At 57.3% G+C, this 26198-nt stretch carries 21 protein-coding genes and 6 pseudogenes; 12 read left to right on the top strand and 15 right to left on the bottom strand.

Annotated features, from left to right (window positions below):
- Window positions 1–9: 9 nt before the first annotated feature.
- The 4 genes from IEY28_RS11855 to IEY28_RS11840 are packed head-to-tail and all read right to left on the bottom strand — an operon-like array spanning window position 10 to window position 4367.
- Window positions 10–870: a carbohydrate ABC transporter permease gene (locus tag IEY28_RS11855; RefSeq protein ID WP_188997706.1), complete on the bottom strand. Its 861-nt coding sequence runs from the start codon at window positions 868–870 to the stop codon at window positions 10–12.
- Window positions 870–1889, bottom strand: a complete 1020-nt coding sequence (locus tag IEY28_RS11850) for a carbohydrate ABC transporter permease (protein ID WP_188997704.1) — start codon at window positions 1887–1889, stop codon at window positions 870–872. The genes IEY28_RS11855 and IEY28_RS11850 overlap by 1 nt, the downstream gene beginning before the upstream one ends.
- Window positions 1879–3039, bottom strand: a complete 1161-nt coding sequence (locus IEY28_RS11845; protein WP_188997702.1) for an ABC transporter ATP-binding protein — start codon at window positions 3037–3039, stop codon at window positions 1879–1881. The genes IEY28_RS11850 and IEY28_RS11845 overlap by 11 nt, the downstream gene beginning before the upstream one ends.
- Before the next feature lie 5 nt (window positions 3040–3044).
- Complete coding sequence (locus IEY28_RS11840; protein ID WP_244995634.1) at window positions 3045–4367, bottom strand: ABC transporter substrate-binding protein; 1323 nt, start codon at window positions 4365–4367, stop codon at window positions 3045–3047.
- Between the two features lie 301 nt (window positions 4368–4668).
- On the opposite strand from IEY28_RS11840, the gene melA reads away from it, so the two are divergent.
- The 3 genes from melA (at window position 4669) to IEY28_RS11825 (ending at window position 8846) form a co-directional block, all read left to right on the top strand.
- Complete coding sequence (gene melA / locus IEY28_RS11835) at window positions 4669–5976, top strand: alpha-galactosidase (protein ID WP_188997698.1); 1308 nt, start codon at window positions 4669–4671, stop codon at window positions 5974–5976.
- Window positions 5977–6659: 683 nt separating this feature from the next.
- On the top strand, window positions 6660–7445 hold the full coding sequence (locus IEY28_RS11830; RefSeq protein WP_420842337.1) for an IclR family transcriptional regulator: 786 nt from the start codon (window positions 6660–6662) through the stop codon (window positions 7443–7445).
- Window positions 7446–7502: 57 nt separating this feature from the next.
- Window positions 7503–8846: a sulfatase-like hydrolase/transferase gene (locus IEY28_RS11825; RefSeq protein ID WP_188997696.1), complete on the top strand. Its 1344-nt coding sequence runs from the start codon at window positions 7503–7505 to the stop codon at window positions 8844–8846.
- Window positions 8847–8904: 58 nt separating this feature from the next.
- Here the strand turns inward: IEY28_RS11825 and IEY28_RS11820 are convergent.
- A pseudogene (locus tag IEY28_RS11820) lies at window positions 8905–9021 on the bottom strand (integrase core domain-containing protein); the annotation flags it as partial.
- Here IEY28_RS11820 and IEY28_RS20670 point away from each other — a divergent pair.
- Window positions 9001–9438 (top strand): annotated as a pseudogene (locus IEY28_RS20670) (transposase); the annotation flags it as partial. The pseudogenes IEY28_RS11820 and IEY28_RS20670 overlap by 21 nt on opposite strands.
- Before the next feature lie 31 nt (window positions 9439–9469).
- Here IEY28_RS20670 and IEY28_RS11815 read toward each other — a convergent pair.
- The 3 genes and pseudogenes from IEY28_RS11815 to IEY28_RS11805 form a co-directional block, all read right to left on the bottom strand.
- Window positions 9470–9758, bottom strand: a pseudogene (locus tag IEY28_RS11815) (transposase); the annotation flags it as partial.
- A gap of 593 nt (window positions 9759–10351) precedes the next feature.
- A complete protein-coding gene (locus IEY28_RS11810; RefSeq protein WP_188997694.1) occupies window positions 10352–11227 on the bottom strand; it encodes an alpha/beta fold hydrolase in 876 nt (291 codons plus the stop codon).
- 128 nt (window positions 11228–11355) lie between these two features.
- A complete protein-coding gene (locus IEY28_RS11805) occupies window positions 11356–12105 on the bottom strand; it encodes a class I SAM-dependent methyltransferase (RefSeq protein ID WP_188997692.1) in 750 nt (249 codons plus the stop codon).
- 368 nt (window positions 12106–12473) lie between these two features.
- On the opposite strand from IEY28_RS11805, the gene IEY28_RS11800 reads away from it, so the two are divergent.
- Both IEY28_RS11800 and IEY28_RS11795 read left to right on the top strand, forming a co-directional pair.
- Complete coding sequence (locus IEY28_RS11800) at window positions 12474–12725, top strand: AbrB/MazE/SpoVT family DNA-binding domain-containing protein (protein WP_188997689.1); 252 nt, start codon at window positions 12474–12476, stop codon at window positions 12723–12725.
- Complete coding sequence (locus IEY28_RS11795; protein WP_188997687.1) at window positions 12726–13160, top strand: PIN domain-containing protein; 435 nt, start codon at window positions 12726–12728, stop codon at window positions 13158–13160. It begins immediately after the preceding gene.
- Window positions 13161–13318: 158 nt separating this feature from the next.
- Here the strand turns inward: IEY28_RS11795 and IEY28_RS20855 are convergent.
- The 3 genes and pseudogenes from IEY28_RS20855 to IEY28_RS11780 all read right to left on the bottom strand — a co-directional run.
- A pseudogene (locus IEY28_RS20855) lies at window positions 13319–13667 on the bottom strand (Cdc6/Cdc18 family protein); the annotation flags it as partial.
- A 257-nt stretch (window positions 13668–13924) separates the two neighbouring features.
- Window positions 13925–15232 carry a cytochrome P450 gene (locus IEY28_RS11785; RefSeq protein ID WP_188997685.1) on the bottom strand — a complete coding sequence of 436 codons (1308 nt, stop codon included), beginning with the start codon at window positions 15230–15232 and terminating at the stop codon, window positions 13925–13927.
- Between the two features lie 56 nt (window positions 15233–15288).
- On the bottom strand, window positions 15289–16047 hold the full coding sequence (locus IEY28_RS11780) for a hypothetical protein (RefSeq protein WP_188997683.1): 759 nt from the start codon (window positions 16045–16047) through the stop codon (window positions 15289–15291).
- Window positions 16048–16268: 221 nt separating this feature from the next.
- On the opposite strand from IEY28_RS11780, the gene IEY28_RS11775 reads away from it, so the two are divergent.
- Window positions 16269–16886, top strand: a complete 618-nt coding sequence (locus IEY28_RS11775; RefSeq protein ID WP_188997681.1) for a methyltransferase domain-containing protein — start codon at window positions 16269–16271, stop codon at window positions 16884–16886.
- A gap of 246 nt (window positions 16887–17132) precedes the next feature.
- The gene (locus IEY28_RS11770; protein ID WP_220639447.1) at window positions 17133–17651 is read left to right on the top strand and encodes a class I SAM-dependent methyltransferase; all 519 of its coding nucleotides are present in this window, start codon (window positions 17133–17135) and stop codon (window positions 17649–17651) included.
- A 30-nt stretch (window positions 17652–17681) separates the two neighbouring features.
- On the opposite strand, the gene IEY28_RS11765 is transcribed toward IEY28_RS11770, so the two are convergent.
- Complete coding sequence (locus tag IEY28_RS11765; RefSeq protein WP_188997677.1) at window positions 17682–19358, bottom strand: NADH-quinone oxidoreductase subunit D; 1677 nt, start codon at window positions 19356–19358, stop codon at window positions 17682–17684.
- A complete protein-coding gene (locus IEY28_RS11760; RefSeq protein WP_188997675.1) occupies window positions 19355–20032 on the bottom strand; it encodes an NADH-quinone oxidoreductase subunit B in 678 nt (225 codons plus the stop codon). The genes IEY28_RS11765 and IEY28_RS11760 overlap by 4 nt, the downstream gene beginning before the upstream one ends.
- 442 nt (window positions 20033–20474) lie before the next feature.
- On the opposite strand from IEY28_RS11760, the gene IEY28_RS11755 reads away from it, so the two are divergent.
- Complete coding sequence (locus IEY28_RS11755; protein WP_188997672.1) at window positions 20475–21617, top strand: 3-dehydroquinate synthase II domain-containing protein; 1143 nt, start codon at window positions 20475–20477, stop codon at window positions 21615–21617.
- A 7-nt stretch (window positions 21618–21624) separates the two neighbouring features.
- Window positions 21625–22408, top strand: a pseudogene (locus tag IEY28_RS11745) (ThuA domain-containing protein).
- On the opposite strand, the pseudogene IEY28_RS20850 reads toward IEY28_RS11745, so the two are convergent.
- Together IEY28_RS20850 and IEY28_RS20990 are read right to left on the bottom strand one after the other, a co-directional pair.
- A pseudogene (locus tag IEY28_RS20850) lies at window positions 22403–22540 on the bottom strand (RNA polymerase subunit sigma-70); the annotation flags it as partial. The pseudogenes IEY28_RS11745 and IEY28_RS20850 sit on opposite strands and share 6 nt — an antisense overlap.
- Window positions 22541–23252: 712 nt before the next feature.
- On the bottom strand, window positions 23253–23948 hold the full coding sequence (locus tag IEY28_RS20990; protein WP_188997665.1) for a helix-turn-helix domain-containing protein: 696 nt from the start codon (window positions 23946–23948) through the stop codon (window positions 23253–23255).
- A 136-nt stretch (window positions 23949–24084) separates the two neighbouring features.
- On the opposite strand from IEY28_RS20990, the gene IEY28_RS11735 reads away from it, so the two are divergent.
- The gene (locus tag IEY28_RS11735; protein ID WP_188997662.1) at window positions 24085–25149 is read left to right on the top strand and encodes an ABC transporter ATP-binding protein; all 1065 of its coding nucleotides are present in this window, start codon (window positions 24085–24087) and stop codon (window positions 25147–25149) included.
- Window positions 25146–26063 carry an ABC transporter permease gene (locus IEY28_RS11730; RefSeq protein WP_188997660.1) on the top strand — a complete coding sequence of 306 codons (918 nt, stop codon included), beginning with the start codon at window positions 25146–25148 and terminating at the stop codon, window positions 26061–26063. Before IEY28_RS11735 ends, IEY28_RS11730 begins: the two co-directional genes overlap by 4 nt.
- Window positions 26064–26198: the final 135 nt, after the last annotated feature.

Below are 26198 nucleotides of genomic sequence, written 5' to 3'. Positions count from 1 at the left end.
CCGGGCCAGTCAGCCCTTGACACCCGAGAGGGTCATTCCTCGAATGAAGTACCGCTGGGCCGAAAGGAAGACGAGTATCACCGGCATCACGATGATTGCCGCCGCGGCCATCACGAGTCCCCATTCGGTAAAGAACTGATTTCGAACGCTGAATAGCGCAACTGGAAGGGTATACATGGAGTCGTCGCTGGCAATGATGAGTGGCCACTGGAAGTTGTTCCACGTCATGATGAACGTGTAGATACCCAGCGTTGCGAGTGCTGGCTTTGCCAGTGGCAGGTAGACTTTGTAGAATGTCTGCAGTTCGTTACATCCATCGATCTTCGCGGCGTCGCCAAGTGCCGATGGCATCCCTTTGAAATGCTGTCGCAAAAGGAAGATGCCAATCGGATTGGCTATCATCGGTGCAACGAGTCCTTGGTAGGTGTTCACCCAACCGAGTTTGGCGAGGAATACGTACACTGGGATAAGGGTCACCATCGCGGGTATCATCATCGTCGACATGAAAAGGAGGAAGAATTTCTCCCGGCCGATGAAATCCACCTTTGCAAGTGCATAGCCGGCGAGGCTGTCGAAGATGAGGTTGAACGCAGTGACAGAGCCCGCGAAGACGATAGTGTTGAAGAACCACTTGCCGATTGGTTGGGTACTGAACAGCGCCTCGTAGTGATCGAGTGTGGGGTTCGATGGCAGCAGTGTAATCGATGCCGCCGATGGATTCGCCGTTACAGATGTCGCTAGCATCCACCAGAACGGGAGTGACCAGAGAAGTGCTCCGCCAATAACTCCAGCGTAGAGGAGCGTCGTCTTCGTCCAGTAGGTGGTGCCCGACCGTTCGTATCCGGGATAGTCGTAGTTCGAGCGTGGCATCAGTATGACACCTCATTCTGTTGGTTGAGCTGGTACTGATAATAACTGAACACGAACACGATAGCGAACAACATAAACGCCATCGCCGCTCCCTTCCCGTAACTACTGTTCTCGAAGGCTGTCTTGTAGATGAGAACGACGGTAGTCGTCGTCGCGTGATACGGGCCACCTTTCGCGAAGACGAGCGCGATACCAAACACCTGGAAGGTGCCGATGATGGAGAGTACGATGACGAAGAAGTGTGTGTTCCGTAGGTTGGGCCACGTGACCTCTTTGATTCGTTGCCAACCAGTTGCACCGTCGATGCGCGCGGCTTCGTAGAGCTCCTCGGGAATGCTCTGGAGCCCGGCTAGATAGAAGATCATATTGAATCCGATACCGCCCCAGAGGCCGATGAGCATGAGACTTCCGAGCGCTGTCCCCGGATCGTTCGCCCACGCATTCGCGAGCCCGAACGGGCGCAAGAACTCGTTGACCACGCCTTTGTTCGCGAGCAGCCACCGCCAGATGACGCCGCTTGCGGCGGACGTCAGCATCACAGGCATGAAGTAGGCTGCCCGGAGTGGTTTCTTTCCACGGATGCGCATATCGAGCGCCAGTGCCAAGAGGAAGGCACCGATAATCTGTGTCGGGACGACGACGACGACATATGCGATGGTGTTCCGAAGCGCGAACCACCAGAGGTTGTACGACGGACTCCGCAGTGACGCCCAATTGTTCTCCCAAGGCCACGGAGTCAGGACTTCGACGTAGTTCTGGATGGGAAGGCGAACGCCGAAGAGCGTCGTCCACGCCCACTCTCCCGAACTTGTGAACACGTTCCAATCTTGTGTGGAGAGAAAGAGCGCGAACAGTACCGGTCCTAAGAGGAACAGGGAGAACACCACAAAGTTCGGGAGCATGAGAAGCAACCCGGCGAGGTTGTTCTGATCGGCATGTCCGAAACTGGGAAGGGACTGCCTGAACCGGGTGACTCTCGTTCGGACAGTGACAGAGTCGGTCTTGTCATCAACGGCCATGGCTAGGCACCTCCTCTCTACTGAGAATCCCCGGTGGCCGATCAGCACTCCGTTCACGGTTGAATACGGCGGCGCCAGTCTGTCGGTCGAACGCATGGATGCGATCAGCGGGGAACCGGACGCGAACACAGTCGCTCTCGTCGACGATGTGTTCGCCGGTGACGGAAGCGGTTATCTCGACACCACTCCGTTCGAGGTGCAGCAGATTCATGCTCCCCATCGGCTCGACGACATTGACGTCCATCTCCACCGTTCGGGGCCCGTCTTCGTCGGTGAGTTCGATGTCTTCCGGTCGAATCCCTACTGTCACCGAGTTCGAGTCTTCAGATTCGATCGCCGCCCGCTGTTCGTCAGTGAGGGGATACCGGAACAGGTCCAAGTGGATAAGCCCATCAACGAACACCCCTTCGATAAAGTTCATCGAGGGAGAGCCAATGAACCCAGCGACGAACTGGTTCGCGGGTTCGTAGTAACACTCCATCGGCGTGCCGATCTGCTGGAGTTGACCATCGTCGAGGACGGCGATACGGTCTCCCATCGTCATTGCCTCGGTCTGGTCGTGGGTTACGTATACAGTCGCGGCGCCGAGCTGTTGGTGGAGTTCTTGCAGTTCTGTACGCATCTGTGTCCGAAGTTTTGCATCCAAGTTCGAGAGTGGCTCGTCCATGAGGAAGAGTTCCGGGTCACGGACGATGGCTCGGCCTAGCGCTACCCGCTGCTGTTGACCACCGGAGAGTGCCTTGGGACGACGGTCGAGCAGGTCCGTGATCGAGAGCAGCTCTGCCGCGTCCTCGACCCGCTCAGTTATTTTTTCATCCGGCAGGTCGGTAGACATCTTCAACCCAAACGACATGTTCCCGCGGACGGTTCGCTGAGGATACAGCGCGTAGTTCTGAAACACCATCGCGATGTCACGGTCTTTAGGCTTGACATCGTTGACGACGTCGTCACCGATTTTGATTTCGCCGTCGGAAATGGTTTCGAGACCAGCGATGAGTCGCAGTGTCGTCGACTTCCCACACCCAGACGGACCGACGAGTACGAGAAACTCGCCGTCCTCGATATCGAGGCTCAGTTCGTCGACGGCGACCACGTCGTTTCCATCACTCTCGAAGCGCTTCTTAACGTCGGTAAGTGTGGTGTCTGCCATCGTGTTTAGAACACGTCACTGTTGAGTTGGCGCTCAGCGTCTTTCAACGCTGCGTCGGGTGACTTAGCGCCGGTAACCGCACCTTCGACTTCGGACATGACCGTATCGACGACCTCAGAGTGGTGAATCCCGAAGAGGAATGGCCGTCCGTCGTCTGCCAGGTTACCCAGGCCGTTGAGTAGCGGCCGGTCGTCGTAAAAGTCTTTTTCGAGCAGTGACCTCCGTGCAGGCAGTGCAGTCCCGGTTTTCGTCCACTTCCACATGCCCTCCTTGCTGGTGAGAGACTTAACCAAGGCCGCCGAGGCCTGCTTGGTCTCCTGCTGTGCGGAAGCTGACCAAGACGTTGTGAAAACTATCGTCGATTGCTGACCACCGTTCGGGATAGGCATCGGATTCGCGACTTTGAGAGAGTCAGAGACTGACCCATATTCTTCCTTCAGTGTCGAAATCGACCACGCACCTGTCATAGCGGCCGTCACTCTCTCTTTGCCGAGCGAGGGCGCAGCCCAAGTCGGACTGATTTCGTTCCCATATATTGCCGCGAGCCCATCGCTACGGAGGTCAAGGAGGTACTGTAGTGCCTCGATAGCGGCCGTAGACCCGACGACACACTCCGAGTTATCCTCGGAGAGGATACGTCCACCGTTCTGCCAAATGAGTTGAACGAGGGTGTTTCGGGGCCTGCTTCCGAACGCGAATGGGTACTCGACGTCCGTACTCGTCTTAACCGCCTCAAGTGCGGAGCGAAAGCCACTCCAGGTCTCCGGTGAGGTATTCGCCCCTGCCTCCTCGAGGTGCGATTCGTTCATAAAGAGACCAACCGGTGTGAAATCCTTCGGAATCCCGTAAGTCTTCCCCTGATACTGAAACGCCGAGAGGAGATTGTCCAGAATGTCGTCGTACGCGTAATTATCCGAATTCTCGACATAGGAGTCCAACGCAAGTAGCGCACTGTTTTGCATATACTGCGGCGCCGATCCCGACGCTAAGTAGAAGACCTCGGGTTCGGTTCCCCCAGAAAACTGTGTCTTCAGCTTGGTCGAGTATTCACCGAAGGGAATGTTCTGGTACTTCACATTGACATTCGGATTGGAAGAGTCGTAATCCTCGAGAATACTCGTAACGATATCTGACTCGACGTCACCTCCCCAGCTCGCTACGTTGAGTCTTTCACCTTGCGTAGTACTGTTTGAGCCCCCCTCTTTACCAGACGTGTTGGTTGCTTCTGATCGATCGCTGGAATCGCTACACCCCGCAAGTCCTGCTGCGACACTCGCACCGATCGTACTTACTAGACGCCGACGGCTAATGCTACGGTTTTTAGACATTGTCTGTCCGGCTCGACAGACTAATTGTAGGCATTTATATTTTACGTTGGCATGGAACTATACACCTACAGTCGGCCAGTTCCCAAACACAGCCGACCGGTGTCCAGTCAGTATCAGCTCCATCACAGCTCTATTACGGAGGTATACAGGCCGGAAGCAGAGCGCTGATATAGAGAAGCCATCAGCCGCAGATTCGAACCGTGCCGCCGTCGACAGAGATTTTCGAATCGCACAGGTTCTCTACTGAACGGAGAGTCAGCAGGGATACATTTATTACCCCCTCACCAACAGGGTAGTATGCATGCCGAAGATTGCCTTCGTCGGAGCGGGTAGTATGGTGTTCGCCACGAAACTCGTGGGGGACATCCTCTCGTTCGACGACCTGAACGACAGTACCATCGCGTTGATGGACATCGACGAGCATCGACTCGACCAGACGACCCGCGTCGCCGAGGCGATGGTCGAGAACGAAGGCCTCGACGCGACGGTCGAGTCGACCACCGACCGCGTCGAGGCGCTCGACGGCGCCGACTACGTCCTCAACATGATCAACGTCGGCGGCACCGAGCCCTTCGAGAACGAAATCCGCATCCCCGAGGAGTACGGCGTCGAGCAAGCCATCGGCGACACCATCGGCCCGGGCGGCATCTTCCGCGGCCTGCGAACCATCCCGACCATGCTCGACCTCGCCAACGACATGGAGGAACTGTGTCCCGACGCCCTGCTGCTGAACTACACGAACCCCATGTCCATCCTCTGTCAGACGATGTTCGAAGCCACCGACATCGAGACCGTCGGGCTGTGTCACAGTGTTCCCCACACCGCCGAGGCCATCGCCGACTACGTCGACGTCCCCGAGGACGAACTGGAGTACTGGGTCGCCGGCGTCAACCACGTCGCGTGGTTCCTCGAAGCCACACACGACGGCGAGAGCGTCTATCCCGCCCTCCGCGAGGCCTACGACGACCCCGAGACGTACGAGCGCGACACCGTGCGCTTCGAGATGATGAAACACTTCGGCTACTTCCCGACCGAATCCTCCCACCACATGTCCGAGTACGTCCCGTACTTCCGGACCGACGAGGACACCATCGAGGAGCTGACCGGCACGGACTACGCCGAACGGATGCCCACCGCGACGTACCTCGAAGGGTGGCAGGAACGCTCTGAGGAACGCGACGACCCGGAACTGGGCGTCGATCTAGACGAAGTGGGCGTCGAACGCTCCGAGGAGTACGCCTCACGGCTCATCCACTCCATCGAGACCGACACCACCCGCCGGTTCAACCTCAACGTCAGCAACGAGACCAACGCCATCGAGTCCCTGCCGACCGACGCCTGCGTCGAGGTCCCCGTCCTCGTCGACGGCACCGGCCTCCACCCGTGTTCGGTCGGCGAACTCCCCAACTCCGTCCGCACCTTCCCCCAGCAACACGTCGCCGTCCAGCAACTCGCCGTCGAAGGCGCACTGGAGAACGACCGTGAGAAGATCCACCGCGCGGTCAAACAGGACCCGCTCACGGCAGCCCAGTTGACCCTGCTGGAGATTCACGAGATGACCGAAGAACTGCTCGCCGCCAACGAAGCGTACCTCCCGCGACTCGAATAACCGACGCGCCACCGACAGCGAATCCGTTTTGAACAGTCTCGTTCGGTGCTCACAGACCATTTTGTCCTTGGTCGTAGATCATCCCCGAGTAATCATTCACGTATCATGAATGACGGCTGTGCCAGTCTTGGCCCACACGAACGTATTCGCACGGTTATCTGAGTCAGGACGATACTGAATAGCTTGATACGATACGACATCACAAGGAATTGTGTTGGCAGCATCTACATTCATATATCATGAATAGACTGTATGGCAGGCTCGGACTGAGCGGGTCTACAGGGCAACGATCGCCCTGTAGACGACGACACCGCTATTGGCGTAACACAGGTACTCCCATTATTCTGATTCGGGCAGCTGTCCACCGACAGCGATCGGCCCGGAACCGAGTCAATCGGCGAGAGTCAGTCGGAGTAGTGTCGGCTCTCGGGATTACGAACCCATCAATCTGCGCTATAGGCGTACGCTGTTTTAACGTCGATTACTGGTTCCGAAGGACGTTGACTTCTGGCGGAGAGACCGAGTTTTCACGATATATGAATATGGTTACAAACCGTCGATATACTCTACGTAGGCTGTTCTAACGTCGATTTCTGGTTCCGAAGGACGCTGACTGCTGCCGAAGGAGGGGTTCTTCACAATATATGAATATATTTATTGTGCTGGCGACTGACCGCTACGATGTGTCAAGACAATTAATCCCGAACCCGGACAAATTTGAGGACCCCGTCGCTCGGACGACAGTGACAAGTTTCCGTGTTATCGACGCGATGGCAGGGCGTGAGTCCGTCGGTGTCAGTGAATTGGCCGACGAACTATCGCTGCAGAGTGGGACGATCCACAAGCACCTCACAACACTCGAACGACTCGGCTACGTCGTCAAAGAAAACCGGCGGTACAGATTGAGTGTCCGGTTCATGGAACTGGGCGGGGGTGTACGCGCCCGTATGAAGCTATACAAGGTTGCGCATAAGCCGCTGAAGAAGTTAGCGGAAGCGACGGGAAAAGTTGCCAGCATCATGATTAAAGAAGGGACCCGAGGTGTCTACCTCGTTCGAATTAGAGACGAAGTCGAACCGAAAACAGAACTGTTCGAGGGGGAGCACGTACCACTACCTGCTACTGCCGGAGGGAAAGCAATTCTCGCTTATTTGCCAGAAGAAGAACGGGACGCAATCTTGGACAATTACGAAATGACGGACTACACCGAGAGCACGATTACCGACAAAGACGCCCTCCGTGATGAACTACAGTCAGTCCGGGATGACAGACTGGCTCACGACATGGGCGAGTTCAATCCGGAACGACACTGTATCGCGGGACCGATCACCGATGCGGATAGGAACGCTATCGGGGCAGTGACGATCTCGGGGCCCGCCGACCGAATGCGTACAGAGTCGTCGGAGTACGACTATCCGAGTATCGTTGGCAGTACAGCCAGTTCCATTAGGGGCAAGGTGATACAATGAACGCTGACCTAGTTCTGATGCAACGTGTCCTCGGATGCGCCAAGGGAAAGATCACAGATGAGTGAGCGAGTGTCACAGCCCAACGTGCTGGCCGTGCTGACCGACCAGCAACGATGGGACACCCTGGGACTCTACAATTCCCCAATGGACCTTACGCCAACCCTTGACGACCTCGGTCAGCGTGGGACGGTACTCGAGCAGGCGATAACACCACAACCAGCCTGTGTCCCGTTCCAAGCCACCTTCCAGACAGGGATGTTTGCGACCGAAACCGGTGTCTGGCGTGGTGGACTGACCCTGGATGAAAAAATACGGACACTCCCTGAGCGGTTTGCTGACGCAGGATACGACGTCGGCTTCGTGGGCGGCTGGTACCTCTCAGGGACATTCGAAGATCCGGTTCCAGAGTCGCAGCGTGGTGGATACACCGACTTTTGGCGGGCGGCTGACGTTCCAGAGTTCACTTCCCATCCGACCGAGGGCTACCTCTACGATGAAGCGGGGAATGAAATCACGTTTGATACGTACCGGACAGACGCCTTCACAGCGTTCGGTATCGAGGCACTGGACACATTGTCGGAGCCATTCTTTCTCGTCGTCTCTTATCTCGAGCCACACCATCAGAACGATATGTGGACGTTTGTCGCGCCAGAGGACTACGCTGGGCGATACGGATCGAACCCTTCCGTGCCAAGTGATCTTAAGCCATATCCTGGCGACTGGTACGATGAACTTCCTGACTACTACGGAATGGTCAAGCGATTGGACGAGTCTGTCGACGATCTGCTAACGGCACTTGACAACCGCGGCATTCGTGAGAACACAGTCTTCGCTTATACCTCCGACCACGGTTGTCACTTCCGGACACGGCCAGGCGAGTACAAGCGCACAGCCCACGAGTCTGCTGTCAGGGTACCAGCGATACTGTCCGGGCCCGGGTTTGAAAACAGTACTAACATAGAGAATCCAAGAAGTATTATCGATCTCCCACCCACGTTGCTGGATGCTGCGGGATTGCAGATAGATAAAGAACTACACGGTAACAGTATACTGCCCGTCGTAAGGGGTGACGAACCCGACGAAAACGGTGACGTGTTCATTCAAATTAGCGAGTCTCAGATCGGTAGAGCGATTCGGACCAATCGGTGGAAGTACGCCGTCGCAGCTCCGAAAACGGCCGGTTGGCGCGGCGGGAATGGTGATCCAGCGAGCGACACGTACGTTGAACGCTACCTCTACGATCTCTGGGAGGACCCCGACGAGCACGTCAACCTTGCCGGTCGACCGAACTACCGAGACGTGAGGACCTCCCTGAGAGATCGACTTCTCGAGTATCTCAGAGAGTTCGAGAACGCAGACCCAGTCATCAAGCATCAGGACCGTGGATATTCGGAGTCCTGAAAAAAGAGGGCGTCTCATTGGTCGTGTTTGATTTGGATAATAGATAGCGAGGCACTGTCTAGTTCTGAATCACCTCAGCAGGAGTTTGGCCATCTAGCGCTTGGTTCGGTCGTTCGTGGTTATAGTGGTGTCTGAACCGTCGTAACCACTGCTTCGCGCTCGTGGCCTCTCCACGCGTGGACGCGGAACGCACAGTAAGGACAATCTCCCGTGTTCATTCTCGTCGGTCGCGGGAGCAGCCCCGCTACGTGCTCCCAGCGAACGCCGCCGACGAATCGACTCCTGCTGACCGACCGCCAGCAGGAGTCGCTCACCGTCTATACTGACTGCTTTCGGTCCCATGAGACACTCGAGAAGAACGACGCGTTCGACCACGAATACGTCGTCCACGGAGACGGTGAATACGCCGACGTCGACGCACACGTGAATGCGTTCGAGAGCCACCATAGCGCCAGCGACACGTGGCTCTCGCGCATCGAGGCGTCTCCAAGGCCAAGCTCACACCGTATTTCACGCGTTCCAGCTCCGCGGTCGCGTCTACCGAAAACCATGGAAAGAAGCGCCCAAAATCAGCCTCGAAACTGCGCTCTGACTCACCAACAATCTGCGCCACAAGAACGACGCAGTTTAAACGGTGTATCCTCGACGAATTCCTGCACGTTGTTGGCAGTGAAATCTGAAGTGTTGTCCAAGCCAGCGCAGACTTTCTCGTCGAACTCGGTCTGGCGTATGTCGAGCCAACGGCGTCGTGTCGCTGTTGAAGTTCCCTGCACACGGGTGAGAGAACGCCTCACCGCTGTTTCTGACCGCATTACGGAGCTTGATACTATCTTACGCGCCCGTCTCCGGCAGTGACGGGCGCTTTCCTTCGGGAAACCACGCGTAGATCAGCGTCGAGAGTACCTTTTGCGTCGTCATCGTCGACCTCCGCCAAGATATTGTGGGAGTCTTCGACGGAGACGTTCCCCAACGTCGCTACACCTTCTTTTGTGTCTGGAATCATGTGAATTATAGGCACCAGTATTAGAACCCAGTGAAGCACGTCACTCAGTTGCCAGAGGAGGCGATCTCCGAGAAACTATCATGCGATCAGTCGACACAGACGAAATTAAAGAGAATTTTGGAAGTTAGACGTCCAGAGAGACAGTATCAACGCCGAGCTAGTCCAAATAGAATCTAAAAGGCGTAATTCATCTGAACTCGAACAAAATATATCCAAGGTAGAGGAATATATACAGTACAAAAAGGAAAAATTAGTGACAGAAGGGAGTGGAGTAGAAATGAGTCGGCTTTCCCTATTGAATTCTCAGAGCCACCACGTCAAACGCGCGAGTCAGTTCCTGAACTTGGTGGAGGTATGTGTACCATATCCACGGACGCTGGATACTCGGACCCAACGATATCTGAACTTTTTCAATCTGGAGTGGTCCAGTAGGATTTCTCGTTGACCATTACATCGTCAATATTAACCCCGAAAACCACGCCATTAGCCAGTGAAAATCCATTTATCTCCCTTGGAAAAACGACCTGAGGTCGCGTGCCACATCGTCCGGTACCTCTTCAGGCAAGTAATGGCCACAATCGAGCGGGTGACCTCGAACATCCTTTGCCCACGACTCCCAAATTCCGAGTATATCCGTCGGTCGTCCTTTCCGTGACCCAGTCTCACCCCAGAGCGCTAACATCGGACACTCGATTTGATTCCCCGCTTCTCTGTCTGCCCGGTCGTGTTCGGGATCGATGCTAAACCCAGCACGGTAATCCTCGCAAGTGGCACGAATAACGTCATCGTCGTCAAAGCATTCGCGATACTCGTTAAGTGCCTCATCGGCAAAGATATCAAGTCCGGACCTCCCGAGCATGTACTCAATATAGTACTCGGGATCGGTTCCGATGAGTGTTTCTGGGAACGGGTGGGGCTGGGCCATGAAAAACCAGTGAAATCTCACCAATGCTGCTTCACACGTCATCCGCTCAACTGATTCTAGCGTCGGAATCATGTCTAAAGTAACGAGACGCTCGACATGATTAGGACGATCAAGTGCGAGACGATAGGCGACCCGACCGCCGCGGTCATGACCAGCCATTTGGAACCGGTCGTAACCAAGTTCGTTCATGACAGTGACTACGTCCTCAGCCATCGCCCGGTTCGAGTAATCTGCTGTCGAGGGGGACACTGGCCCGTTACTGCGGCCGTACCCACGGAGATCAGGTATAACGACCGAAAACTGGTCGGTTAGTTGTGGTGCGACCTCATTCCACATTGCCCCAGTTTCGGGGTATCCGTGGAGCAATACCAATGGTGGGCCGTTACCTCCTCGTCGAAGAGCGATATCGGCGCTGTCGGTCTCGATATATTCCTGCTCAAACTCTTCGAACATAACGTGATGGTAGTATGTTTCGGCTGGTGTAGCTCTGTTGAAATACTCAATCGGTGATAGGTTTCAGCAGTCTTGCTAAATACACAGCGTGAATTTTGCAGTGCGTCGTAGCTGGACATGGCTGGTGCTCACTTTTCAGCGATCCAGACCATCTCTTTGGCCCCATCATCGAGGGGTTCCCTTTCGAACCCGCCGTATCCTGTCCAATTACTCCAGCCCGTCGTCTCCAGTAAGAGTTCAAATTCGGTCTTCGAAATGAGGGTCAACCGGAACGTCGCCTCTTGAAGCACCTCGTCGTCGTGTTTGACTGTTCGCTCTGCTTTGACGATCTGCTCGATTTCGTTTTCGATATCAGTCACATCCGTGACGACGTACTCCTTGCCGTCCTGTGTGAACGTTCGTGTCTCCGGTTCGCCATAGTTCTCACAGATGACCTCGAAACTCGGGACAAAGAAGTTGAGCGCGAGACGTCCATCTGATCCGAGCGCTTGATGGAAGTTCTGTAATGCAGCCTGCTGGTCCGCCACCGTGATGTTGTGGAGGAACGTGCGGAATGGGACAATGACCAGCGCGTACTCTCGTTGTGGAGTGAAGTCGGTCATGTCGGCTTGCCAAACGTTCGGAGTGAGCCCAGCGTCCGCGGCTTTCCGTTTTAAGACGTCAAGCATCTCTTCGGAGATATCGATCCCATACGCATCTACGCCCGCCTGCAATAGCTCAAGATAGATCCGTCCCGTCCCACAACCGACTTCCAACACAGAACCATCCACACGACGAGCCAAGTCAACATAGAACTCAACGTCCCCGATCGCCTGTTCCTCGTAATCGTCGTCGTAGAAAGCCGCCCACTTGTCGAAGAATCCTTTAGCAGCGTGCATATCGCCGATGACTGTCAGACTGATCTATTGTTCTTTCGGTCGAATATGTCTCGTTGTGCTCACCGGGGAGAATCGTTCCTGTGCGTATACCGCTGTGATCTCTGTACAACAAGCGATGGATGGCAGAGACGTGCTTCTCCGTGGTCAAGCGCTCGCACGATCCACCGGGCGAGCGCAGGCCTGGTACCGTGTGTTCCGAGAATGCGTTCTCAAATTCGCCGTCTCCAACATCGAACGGCCCTCCTCTGCACTATGATCCCGACGCCATCCCTCTATTCAACAGAGCAACTTTATCGGCATCTCTCTCGTAGCACTACGTAGTGTGATGGCACACTAGACTTTTCACGGCCGGTCACCTACCAGTAGGTATGAGCAGCGACAGGGTCGACGCCGAGAGCAAAGTATCGGGGAACCAAGCAAACATCCCAGCCCGGATTCGACGTGAACTCGATATCGACGACGGTGATCAGCTCCGCTGGCATCTCGAAGACGACGGGAGCATCCGAGTTCACGTTATCCGACAGCAAACGGGCACGTTCGCCGACTTCGATGGCTACGCTGGTGAGGCGACGACCGATGTGACCAGCGACCACGACGCCTGGGGCGTCGACGTCGAGTAAATGCCCCGTGCACTCATCGATACGACGGTCCTCTTTGCAGCCGCATACCAACGGGATAGTTCCCACGATGCCGCGCTCCCGGTACTCCGTGGCATCGACGATGGAACACTTCCGGAGGCAGTCGTCCTCGACTACGTACTCGCCGAAACGCTCAACGGCCTCACGTCCCACGCCGGCCACGACGCAGCAGTCGATCTTCTCGATCGCATCGAAGAAAACGCCCGGTTCCACATCGACTCACTCACCACCGACGCCCTCGCGACGGGGAAATCCAGATTCCGCCAACACGACCCCCTCTCCTTCGTCGATGCCTGCATTATCGCGTATATGCAAACCGAGGGGCTCGGATACCTTTATGCGTTCGACGACGACTTTGACGCAGTCGAGGACGTCTATCGGCTCGACACAGCGACGAATCCTTACGACCCGAATTGACGCCACAGACGACACGTTTGGAAGCGACGGTCGGTCTCAGGATAGCCACACCTCGTAGTCAGCGCCAGCTCTAGGAACTCGTCCCACTCGGCGAAGTCGATGTGGGTGTGCTGGCGAACGAGGTTCTGGTAGACTCCGACGCCCCGGCTATCAGGGGTGACGAGCGGGTCGACACCGGTTTGTTCAGCGACGTTGGTGTATCGAGATCGAACGTCTCTCGACTGGACCGGCGTTTCGTCCTGCCGCTCGAGGGTGAGTAATGCATACAGGACTAGACGGCCGTGTTGGGTGAGACCAGTACTACCCTCGTGAATTCGGCCGCGTTCCAGCACTTCTCTTGTCCCGGATCAGGTTCTCGGAGATACCGTCGGTATCCTGCTCTCGGGCCAGGTCGCCTGTCGTCATCAGCAGGTCGAGAGACTGTCGTGCGTCGCCGGCGTCTTTTGCCCCGTATGCGGCACACAGGTCGACGACACCATCTTCGAGACACTCATCCGATGACGCGACCCTTTTGAGGGCTCCTCGCTCTGTGGGACTGAGGCCAGATCAACAGTCGGAACAGGAAACGTGAGTTCACCGATCTCTCTCTGCGGCTCTCGTGTTCCAACCGAAAAATACGGTCACGATGACACCTCACACGGCTAGCTGAATCTGTCTAGTGTGAGCAGTACGGTCGCTCCTGTGGTTCCGACACGCACGTTCAGCAGCCAGTCGGCGTCTGCCCGCGTCGGGGACAGGATCGACGGTTTCAGCACGGAACGGGTTCATTCGCGGCCGGAGAAGACTAGATCGACACCACTCGTCGGCCGAAGGGCGAGTTCTGGACGGACCGCTAGGGTCTCGGTAGTCGCCGGGGTAACCTCGTACCGGAGCGCTATCGTCGCCAACACGAGTTTGGCGAGCATGAGTGACAACCGTCGGGCCGGACAGTGTCGCGGACCACCACCGAACGGGAAGTACGCGAACGGACTGTGGTCGTTCTCACCAGCCCAGCGAGTAGGGTCATACGTCTCGGGGTCGTCGAAATGACTGGCGTCTCTATGGATCGCCCACTGGGGGAGCCACACCTGCGCACCAGACTCGAGGTCGTACGGCCCCAGTGAAACGGCAGCAGCCGTCTCCCGGAACATCGTGTACAACGGGGGGTGAAGCCGCAGTGTCTCTCGGAACACCTGCTCGGTGTACTGTAACTCCCGGATGTCGCCGAGCGAAGCCGTCGTGCCCTCCACGACCTCCCGGGATTCCCAGTGCATCTCCGCCTGAACGTCTGGACGGACGGCCATCTGATGACAGGCGATGGCGAGACCAACAGCGAACGGCTCCATCGCACCGATCAACAGTACGCCAACCTCGTTACGGGCCAGGGACTCGCTGATTTTCGAGTCCGGGTCCGCCGACGCGTCGAGGAGCGACGAGAGGAGCATTCCGTTCGTCGATTCTGGGTCAGTGGGGAGACCGTCGAGAAACGTCTTCAGATGGGCACGGGACGTGCGATGCTCACGCTGTGACAGCCTCGGGACCCAGTCGGGCAGTACCTCGTCGATCGCCACGTTCTTCGGCGAGAACCGTTGGCTAAACCCGTCCACCATCTCCGAATACTGTGGGCCGGTGAGTGGACTCTCTACGTCGAGAAAGAGCTCACACGCGAGCCGAAGGCACAGCTCCCGAAACTCCTCGTGGACGTTTCGGACGGTTCCGGTGTCCCATCCGGAGAGAAACTCGTCGACGAGCCCCGTCAGCGTCTTTGCATACGCCTGGACGCCGTCGCTCGACATGACAGGCTCCCACGCAGAACGGGTCTGTGACACCACCGACGGGTCGATTTCGCCGCCGAAGTTGTCGATCCCGTAGCGAATGTGCTCTGGCTTTCGGTAGCGGCCGTCACGTGAGTTGAGGACGTCCCTGACGAGTCGTGGCTGGACGACGACGTACAGCGTCTTCGGTCCAGCGTGTGCACGCACGACTGGTGACGGGTGGTCTCGACACTGCTCTACGAAGTCCAGCGGGTTGATCGCCTGATGTGCGTTTCCGAGAATCGGAACGCCATCGAGACGAGACGGTGTCTGGCTCATTGGAGATGTCAGGTGGTGGCTGTCGTGGATCTGTCTCGTCGATCACGTCCGGGGACTTATGCGACCGCGACGTGGTCGAGTTCGATCATGAGGCCGATTGCCATGAAGACGAAGGAAGCGATGTTGAGCACCTGGCTGTTGAGCGAGCGTCGCTTCATCCGGTCGACGTCCGTCGGCGTCGCTCGGTCGTATTTGATCCCCTTCATCTCGTAGAGCGTGTCTTTCATGTCTTCCTCGATCCACCCCATCGTTCCCTTCACGAGCATGGGACCGATAGCGAACACGACGATCCCCAGGCTCACGTTCTGGGCGAGGAGCATGTAGCCACACACTGCCGGCGCCCATCCCAGACAAAACGCCAGATTACCCCACCCAGTGACGTACTGCCGGTCGTGGAAGACGCCGCCGAACCACTCGAGGTTGTATGCAAGTCCCAACGAAGTCAGGAATAGCACGAACGGAACGTACCAGATGGTCGTCCAGGAGGCGAGTACGACTGCCAAACTGAAACCGATCAGTATCATCAGTGCCCCGATGGCGAACTGTATGTCCGAGTTGACGTCGAGATTGATGTCGTCTGCCGAGAGGTCGACGGACTTCACCCCCTCGTCGTAGAACCACATATGTGCCATCGCCACCACCCAGATCGTCCAGTCCCAGCCGTGGTGCAGTGACGCGATGAGGAACCCGAGCGTCATCGAGGACATCGGGTACAACGTGTACGTGACGTATGGGTTTATGATGGATTTGTAGACGCTGTACAGGGCACTTCTATCCGATCCAAAAATACTTTCATACAATGATGTGGTTGACATAAAAGAACCGAACGAGCGACTGCTATTGAATGTTGTGTCGGTATATTCCAACAGTCCGGATCGGTGCTCGACGGCCTCCGAAAAGCCCGCGTGTGTATCGGTCGTTCATCTGCGTAGCCAGACGGGAAACTGCGTGACAGCAGCGTCGTTTCCGTACTGGGGACTGGATCGTTCGCCGATCGCTCAGTAGTTTTATACTCCTGAAGAATTAGCTTAAACTAATGGGAATACTCGAAAATAAGGCACGGGCGCGGTTGTTCTATAAGTATCTCTCGAAGGTGTACGACACGGTCAACACGCTGTTTTGGACCGAGGAGATGCGCGGGGAGGCAGTCGATTTGGTGGAGATAGAACCGGACGACTGCGTTCTGGACGTCGGCTGTGGTACGGGCTTTGCGACTGAGGAACTGCTCCGGCACACAGAAGACGTCCATGGGCTGGATCAGAGCGCCCACCAGTTGGAGAAGGCCAGGGAGAAGTTCGGCACAGACGGCCCCGTTCAGTTCTACCGGGGGGACGCCGAACGGCTCCCGTTCGCGGATGACTCGTTCGATCTGGTCTGGTCGTCCGGTTCGATCGAGTACTGGCCGAACCCTGTCACCGCGCTCAGGGAGTGTCGCCGGGTCGTGAAACCGACTGGGGCTGTACTCATCGTTGGTCCGAACTATCCCGAGTCGTTCATCTTCCAGAAGCTCGCCGACGCGATCATGCTGTTCTATGACGAGCAGGAGGTAGACCGGATGTTCGATGACGCAGGCTTCGCATCGTTCGAGCATCACCACATGGGACCGTCGTACAGCCCCGAGATTGCGCTAACGACGCTCGCATACCCAGACTGATAGACCCTCGTCCCACAGCCGCGACCCGCTCTCAGATCGACTCGGCAGTGCGTCCCGTTCGTGCCTAGAGTGGGGATCCGTCCAGTAGATTTATCAGTTTAAAATACGATAAGTTGCTTTGAGAAACAAATGAGACGGCGATCGAAACTTCTCGTCACTGGTGTTGCTCTCGCTATCGGGAGCGCGGTTGCATTCGTACTCAAGAAGCGAAACGATCCAGCCCCGCTCCCGTATGAACAGCGGCACGTGCTCGACCTGCCACGTCTCCTGAAACGATCACAGTTACAGGAGGTGCTTGCCCCGGAATCCAGCGAACACATCCTCGAAGTCGGCCCTGGAACAGGCCGCTACAGCCTCCCCGTCGCGAGAGAACTCGATCAGGACGGCTCGTTACACGTCCTCGATGTGCAAGAGCCAATGCTCGATCACACGGTAGAGCGAGCCCGAGAGCAGGGTGTCGACGGAATCACTGTGACCCATGCGGACGCACAGGAGCCACCGTATCCGGACGAGAATTTCGACGCTGCGTATATGGTGTCGACGATCGGTGAGATCCCGGACCCGGACCAGGAGCAGGCGCTCGAAGAACTGTACCGTGTCCTTCGACCGGGCGGGCGGCTCGTCGTGGGCGAATCGATCGCGGATCCGGATATGGTCCGGTTCGGCACGCTCCGTGACCGATGTGAATCGGTCGGCTTTCGATTCGAACGGCGGGTGGGGAGACGGATCAGTTACTTCGCCCGCTTTCGAAAGCCAGCGCCGTAGGAGGCCGGAACACGTCAGTTCCCACGGAACTTACCGGTCGACTTCGCCGAGGATCACGTCGAGACTCCCGAGAGTCGCAATCAGGTCGGGGACGTGAGCGTCTTCGACCATTTCGGGAAGCGCGTGGAGGTTCGAGAAGCAGGGGCTTCGGATCTTGAACCGCGCGGGCTTGTCGGTGCCGTTGGTACGGATATAGATACCGAGTTCCCCCTTCGCACCCTCGACTGCGCGGTAGATCTCGCGGTCGCTCTCTGGTTTGATCGTCCGCGGAACGTTGCTCTGGATTTCGCGGTCGTCTTCGGGCCAATCCCTGAGGAGGTCGACGCACTGGGCGATGATCTTCGCTGACTCTTCGACCTCACGGAGGCGCACGAGGACGCGTGAGTAGTTATCACACCCGTCGTCTGTCACGACGTTCCAGTCGAGTTGGTCGTAGTATCCATAGGGGTCGTCACGCCGAAGGTCGTAGTCGATACCCGACCCGCGGGCGACCGGGCCCGTACAGCCGTAGCTCTTCGCGACCGCCGGATCGAGATTGCCGACGTCGATACACCGGATCTGAAGGATCTCGTTTCCGGTGACGAGGTCGTGGTACTCCTCGAGTTTGTGTGGCAGTTCGTTGAGGAAGTGCTCTATTTTCTCGAAGAACTCCTCTCTCGGTTCGGGGAGGTCCCACGCCACACCACCGAGTCGAAGATAGTTGAACATCAACCGCTGCCCAGTGAGATCCTCCAGAATATCCAGCACCGTCTCACGGTCGCTAAACGCATACTGGAACACGGCGGTAAATTCGCCGATGAGGTCGAGACCGAACGTCCCCAGTGCGAGGAGGTGTGCGGCGATCCGACAGAGTTCTGCGCCCATCGTGCGGATGACCTGTGCGTACTTGGGTACGTCGAGGCCGACGAGGTCTTCGACCGTACGCGCGTAGGCCCACTCGTTCAGGATGCCCGCCGACCCGTAGTCCCACCGGTCGGGATACGGCATGATCTGGTGCCGGTAGGTTCCCTGCTGACATATCTGCTCCTCACAGCGGTGGAGGTAGCCGATATCGGATTCGACGTCGATGACCTGTTCGCCGTCGAGCGTCGTTTTGAGATGGAGCACGCCGTGTGTGGCGGGATGATTCGGGCCGATGTTGAGAAACATCGTGTCGCTCTCGCCGCGACTGTCTCCCTCGAGTGCGTTTTCGTGCTCGCGGAGGGTAACGATCTGGGGTTTGTCCTGATTGTAGTCCAGGCTGAGCGGATGGCCCTGCCACGTCTCGGGCAGAAGGATCCGACGCAGGTCGGGATGCTCGTCGTACTCAATGCCGATGAGGTCGTAGGCCTCTCTCTCGTGCCAGTCCGCGGTTCGGTAAACGGATTCAGCGCTCTGGCTTACTGGATCCGTGGTACTCGTCGGAACGACGATAGCGAGCTCCTGTGTCGGGTCCTCGTACTTCTTCAGATGATAGATGCTCTCGTAGCGGTCTTCGTACTGCTGTGCCGTCACACACGAGCAGTGGTCGAACCCAGCCTCCTCTTTCAGCACCGACAACGCGTCGGCGACCCGGTCCGCTCGGACGACGAAGGCCTCGGTGGTAGCGTGAGATTCGCGACCGGTTACCGCCTCACCCAGCAGCGATTCGAGCGCGTCGTAATCGAGTCCGTCCTCGGTCACGCCGACGTCGTCGTATGTACTCGGTTCAGGCACCTCCAGGCTCATGCTGACTCACTCCAGTTGTACCGCATGACGAGGTCATCCTCGTCGATCTCGTCCGCGAGGTGCTGTACGAGTTCGTCCTGTTCGAGGTCGCCGAACCGTTCGAGTTCGTACGGTTTGGCCGTCACCGGCGATGACTCGCCGTTGGCGGTCCGTTCCTGAAGCTTGGCGACCCCGTAGAGAAGCGCCTCGGGACGGGGGGGACACCCCGGGACGTGGATGTCCACGGGGATGATCTCCTCCGCTCCCCGGACGACGTTGTACCCCTCCTGGAAGGGGCCGCCCGAAATGGTACACGAACCCATACTGACGACGAACTTCGGCTCGGGCATCTGGTCGTAGAGCCGCCGCATCCGAGGGGCGAACTTCGAGACGATGGTGCCCGGAACGACCAGTAAATCTGCTTGCCGTGGTGAGGAGCGGGGAACACCGGCCCCAAACCGGTCGATGTCGTGCTTAACAGCGAGGCCTCCCATCATCTCGATGGTGCAGCAAGCGATTCCGAACTGGAACATAAACATCGAGGAGGACCGGGCCCAGTCCATGAACGTATCCAGTTTGGTCGCTATGAACGGTGTGGAGCCGAGTACCTCTACCAGTTTAGAGTTGAACCTGGCATTATCGTCTCGTTCTCTAGAATACTCGTCCCGTGAGTGGTTAGTACTACCTGTCGACATTGTTTGTCTTTTCGACAGAGTTATTTAAATATCTAACTGTTGCCCTGTGTTATTAATGCCAGATTGGTGCATTATAAAACAAGTCCGCTACCGCTGTCTAAGTGGGGCCGTCGAGTGATCACCGCCACGGCGTCTTCGCCGTTGAGACGACCCCCGGATGGCTATTGCCGGCCGTTGCGGTTCCATCCGCACTCGGAGGGAACCAGCGACACACTGGGACGCTGCTCTCTCCGTAGAGCCGTGGCCCGGTCACGAGGGTCCGTCTCTACTCGTCCTCGATTCGGACATCGTCTATACACTAGTCTCACGCGTACGTTTGAAAGGCGATTCCGCCGAGAAAAGACATAACGGGTGGGTCGATAGGGTGTTTCCCCCTCATGCTTGTAATATTCCAAAGTTGTTTATTTATATTTAGTTGATCTATCGATAATTGTTGCACATCATGCCAGCGAAACAGTGCTGGCTCGACTCGACTGTCGTGGACGAAACCAGTCAGTTCGAGCTTTACGAAGCGTTCGATCTCTCGTTTGACGCTATCGTGTTGTCCGCCGATACCGTCGACACGTACGAACTGCCTGCAAGCATCTCTCGAGTCGTCCCGTACGACTCCGACCGCCCTGACTGTCTCGACGCGGCGGATATCGCGATCGTCTCCGACGAGGGCCAGATAGGCACTGCACTGAGCCACGGCTGTTCGATCGCCTATCGACTCGATCAGGACGCCGTCTCGAGTGCGTCCCCCGAGATGTTCGTCGAGCAGATCCCGGACCAGGCCCGGTATCTCGTGGTGCCCGACGCGTCTCAGGTAGAGCGGTTCGAATCACTGCTCGAGACAGTCGGAGAGACGGAACTGTCCGTTATCAGTGGCGTTCGATCCCCGTCGGAGGCGGAGTCCGTCGTCAACACGATGAATGGCTCCTCCGGCGGTGTCATGATTTCGTCTCCGGAGACAGCGGCGTTCTCGGAGTACGTGAACATCACCAAAGAACCGTCCGACACTGCGATCCCACTCAAGGCCTTCGAGATCGAGACGATCGAACAGCTCGGGACCGGCATCCGGTGCTGTATCGACACGACGACACTGATGGGCAAAGCGGAGGGGATGATCGTCGGATCGACGAACGCTGGCGGACTGTTCGTGAATGCGGAGGCAAGAGCGCCCCCGGAAGCGTCCCCCCGCCCCTTTCGTGTCAACGCTGGCGCCATCCACTCGTACGTCTGGACGGACGAAGCGAGCTGGAACTACCTGGCAGACCTGGGGATGGGCGACACCGTGGCGTGTCTCAACGTGGACGGCTCGATCCGGGAGGTCACCGTCGGCAGGATTCTATTGGAGAAGCGCCCGCTGACGCAGCTCATCGCCACGTGCGAAACCCGGACGGTCGCGGCGATCGTCCAGGACCACAGTCACGTCCGGTTGCTGCGACAGAGTGGCGAGTCAGTCTCGGTACCGCATCTCGAGGAAGGAGATCAAGTGCTCGGCTACGCGACGGACGAACCACAGCCAGTGTTGGACCGGCCCACTGCTGGCGTAGAACGGCGGGATATCGACGACCCGAACAGCCACGCTGAAAACACCATCTGAGCCGACCATGACCTTCGAACCTGGAACGGAGACACCGACGACGGTGACAGTTTGGAACGAGTACAGGCACGAGCGCGAGGACGAATCCGTCGCAGAACGGTATCCCGATGGGATCCACGGGACGATCGCGAGCATCTTCGAAACGGCCGACTACGAAGTGACGACGACCACGCTTCTGCAGGAAGAGCAGGGGGTTCCACGACCTCTCCTATAGTAACAATTGAAACGATTCACACACTGACCGCACCGCCGTCGTGCGGTCAGGTGTGCATTGATTTTCAATGGCTACTATAGATCGTACCGATGTCCTGATCTGGTGGGAGCACGTGGCACACGACGAGATTACCGACGAAACGGTGCATCGTATCGAGGAACGGGTTCGCGACGGGATGGGGATCATCCTTCTTCACTCCGCCAAGGACTCGCCCGTCTTCTCGTCACTGCTCGGGACGACGGGCGAATCGAAGTGGGACAACAACGGGAGTCGCGAGTACCTCTGGGCCGTTGATCCGAGCCACCCGATCGCGCGGGGATTAGACGAGTGCATCGAAATTCCCGACGCGGCGACGTACGGCGAACCGTTCGACATTCCCGAACCGGACAGCCTCGTCTTTACGAGCTGGTTCGAAGGTGGTGACGTGTTCCGGAGCGGCGTCTGCTTCCGCCATGGCGCGGGGAAGATCTTCTATTTCCGACCTGGCGACGAGGAGTATCCCATCTACCATCACGACGAGGTCAGACAGATACTTCGGAACGCAGTCGACTGGGCTTCCCCGGTGGAATCGGCCTGAGACGTGTTCGATTTCGAGTGACGGTTGTAGATCGAGGACGACCTGTAGCGGTCCGCCCTGCTCGTCTCGGGGCTGTCTCTCGAATGCGGTGGGGAGGTCGAACGCGTCGAAAAACCCTTCCCAGACGCTGACGGCGAGAATGACTATCTCACCCACACGGCGCCCGGCGTGGCGTCGGGGAGTTCCTGTACCGAAACGTCTTCGAGGCCGCCCAACGCACACTCAGACACCAGGGCCTGTCGTCGACGGGACAGATGTGCTCGCATATCGAAGCGGGTGAATTGGCCGACGCCGCGGCCGAGACGTTCGAGAACGAGTGGTCAGTCGGCGGTGGCGTGTTCCACACGCCACCTAGAGAGTTCGAAACTACAGATCGACTAGACACACTCCTGTCGAGGATGCGACCATGCCCGCGCTTACGAATTGAAAGGGCTTACTCGATCTCAAACACTGTGAGCTGTCGAACGCCGCCGATCGTGGACTCAGTGACCGCCGATTGTCTCTGACACACCTTCGATTCACGTCAGTTCTGGCTCTTCGTGTACCAACCTCCGAAGTAGTGGCGACATTTGCGTGGATGATCGGTAAGGCGACGTTGCAACTACGGAGTCCGTAGCGAAGCGACCCGGGTGCTGCAGCTATCCGGCCTAATTTGCGGCCGGACGCGGGAGGGGTTCAAAATACGGACGACCGAACAGTCGCGGGGTCATATGCCGCTCGGTTGGATTTTCTATGCAATTACCACCTATCGGTTCGGTCGCACAGTATCGGAGAATATCCGGTAACTCCTCTGTGCGCCCTCACGAGAGTTCAGCCGCTGCTTCTTCAGACAGCACTCCCGTTGCTATTGGGGAGACTCAGGGAGCGTCGGCCACGTCGTCGCTACTGTTTCCTCTATGAGTTGTGTTTGAGCACGGCGCAACCGCTCTGTTACCGACGAGGCAGTGATATCTAACTCCGTAGCGATCGCCTCGAGTGAGACCTGTCTCGGAATCTCGAAATACCCCCGCTCGTAAGCGATCCGGAGGGCCTCGTATTGCCGATTAGTTAGCCCTTCTCCTGGCGGTTCTGGCGTCTCGACCCGATTGAGACGGTCGAGTCGAAAGTCAGCATTGTGCTGCCAGAACGACGAGAATTTGCTGAACTCTTCTCGGTCGGCGAACCAGCCCGTTTGTCGCCAGCCATCCGGTTCGACCGTAATCCGGTCGATAAACGCATCTGCTGTGGCCAGCTCCTCGAGTCCAGCGAGATCGTCGATATCGTCTCCGAGTTGCTCTTCGAAACTGAGCGCCGGTTGGATTTGATACCGGCGGGTATCACCGGCCTGTCCGATTTGAGTCCAGCCCCCTACGTCATACGCATCAGTGAGTGCAGTCTCGAGTGTTTGTTCAGATCCGCCATTCACAGTGATGAGGAACAATGGTCGCTTCCCGTGGTTGTATTGGAGATCGAGACGTACCCTCGCGTCGGGTACCGCTGCGACTACGTCGACGAGCGGGAGCGAATCGCAATAGATCTTGAATTCAGCGACAAGTCTCATACCAACAGGTTTCTATTAACGATAATGGGGGTGGCGGTTGAGAAATTCATCGATACCCGCTGCGAGGGCGGGGTTATAAAGAGCACCGCCAATTCGAGAAGGCGCTACCCAGTCCCGGCGCAAACGATTCAGTGCGATGACGAGCCGACAAACATACTCTCAACAGAATGCCGCCAACCAGTCTCAGGAAACAGACCTCGCGATTGACGCACAGAACGTCACCGTCACTTACGAAGACGGAACCGAGGCAGTTCGTGGCGTCTCCTTACGCATCGAGAAAGGCGAGTTCTTCGGTTTCCTCGGGCCGAACGGAGCCGGAAAGACGACCACTATCAAATCGCTCGTCACACTCCTGCATCCAACGGAGGGGTCGGTACGAATCAATGGCTATGACACCGCGACGGAGCCGGAGAAGGTCCGGCGATCTATCGGGTACATGGCCCAGGAAACGAGTATCGACAGAGAGCTGACGCCGCGAGAGAACCTCCAGCTGGCCTGTAAACTGTACGGCGTCCCGGTAGATCAGCGTGAGGACCGCATCGAGGCGCTGCTCGATCTGGTGGATCTGCAGGACGTCGCTGACACCCGTTCGGAGAAGTTCTCCGGCGGGATGAAAAAGCGATTGGACGCCGCGAGTGTTCTGGTGCATCGCCCGCCAGTGGTCTTTCTCGACGAGCCAACGACCGGTCTCGATCCAGAAGCGCGATTGCGCCTCTGGAACTACTTCGAACGGATCAACGAGCAAGGGACGACGGTGTTTCTGACGACGCAGTACCTAGAAGAAGCCGACCAACTGTGTGACCGACTCTCCCTGCTCCAAGACGGGCAGATCATCGCAACCGGATCGCCGGGGACACTCAAGTCCGAATTTGGGACAGATATCTTCGAGATAACGCTCGAGAATCCCGTCGAAGAACGAATCGAGCGCGCCGTGCAGGCCGTTCGTCGCATCGAAACACTCGACGAGCCGACGATACGAACGACCGAGGACGGATTCACCGTCAGATCGGCGCGTGCCCGCGAGGCTGCGAGTGATCTTTTCGCCGCCCTCGATGGCACAGGCGTTTCGGTCAGCGACTTCGACGTTCGCTCGCCCACGCTCGACGATGTCTTCCTCGCGCTGACGGACGGTTCGTCCGACACCGCTGGCAGGGCAGACACAGGTATGGCGTCGCTCTCCGCTCAGGAGGTGTCGACATGAGCAGTCACTCGACCGACAAAGGCCCCGTCGTGGACGACACCGCACAGGAAGCCTCAGGCAACAGCGTAGCTGCTGACATTCGCATCAGTTTCAAGCGGTGGCTGGTCAAGAATTTGCGCAATCCCTACGTCATATTCACGTCACTGGTACAACCGATCATCTTCTTCGTCTTGTTCGTCGAGGTATTCGGTGCGATCGCCGGCAGCACGCTCTCGGCGGCGCTCGGCCCCGACATCAGCTACGTCACGTACCTGTCGCCAGCTATCATCATCATGTCGACACTCTCCTCGGCAGCCACCTCCGGCATCGGACTCGTAGACGACATGGAGGAGGGGATGTTCGAGAAGATGCTCGTCTCACCGATGAACCGGTCGGCCATGTTCTTCGGCAAAGTCCTGTCCGAAGTGGCTCGAATCGTCGTCCAGACGGTGATCGTTCTCCTCCTTGGATATCTCCTATTGGTTCTGAAAAACGGCGCAGCGTTCGATCAGTACCTCCGTACGGGCGCCGCTGGTATCGTTGGCGTCGTTCTCGTCACAGTGATCTTCGGCGGCGCGTTCATGGCGTACTCGAACATCGTTGCCTTAGTTTCCCGTGATCAGGAGGCGACAATCATGTTCACGAACCTGCTCACGTTCCCGCTGGTATTCGTTTCGAGCGCCTTCCTCCCCCTCAGCGTACTCCCGGGATGGATCAGGACTGTCGCCGTGTTCAACCCCATCACGTACGGTGTCGACAGCGTCCGTGCTATCATGCTGGGACAGGACGTGATGACGGTCTTCGAGATGACGGCATTCGGTGGAATCTGGAACACGGTCGTGCCCGCAGTAGTCATTCTCGTTGGATTCAACGTTCTATTAGGTTCGATCGCAATCCGTCTACTGCGTCGCGCTGCCAGCATCAAAGTACAGTAGTCCGAGACACCATCCAGTCATGGGAAGTCGATCTAACGGGACCCACTAAACGAAACTACGAAGGCCCACAGTATATGCATTGAGACGGCCAGTCTCAACGTATCACGACCTCGGAGGCTAAACATGATGTGTGGC

Source organism: Haloarcula pellucida (genome assembly GCF_014647235.1).
In the GTDB taxonomy this organism is placed as follows: Archaea; Halobacteriota; Halobacteria; order Halobacteriales; family Haloarculaceae; genus Haloarcula; species Haloarcula pellucida.
Note: the sequence above shows the minus strand (reverse complement) of the source record. Positions and strands in the feature narration are given on the sequence as shown.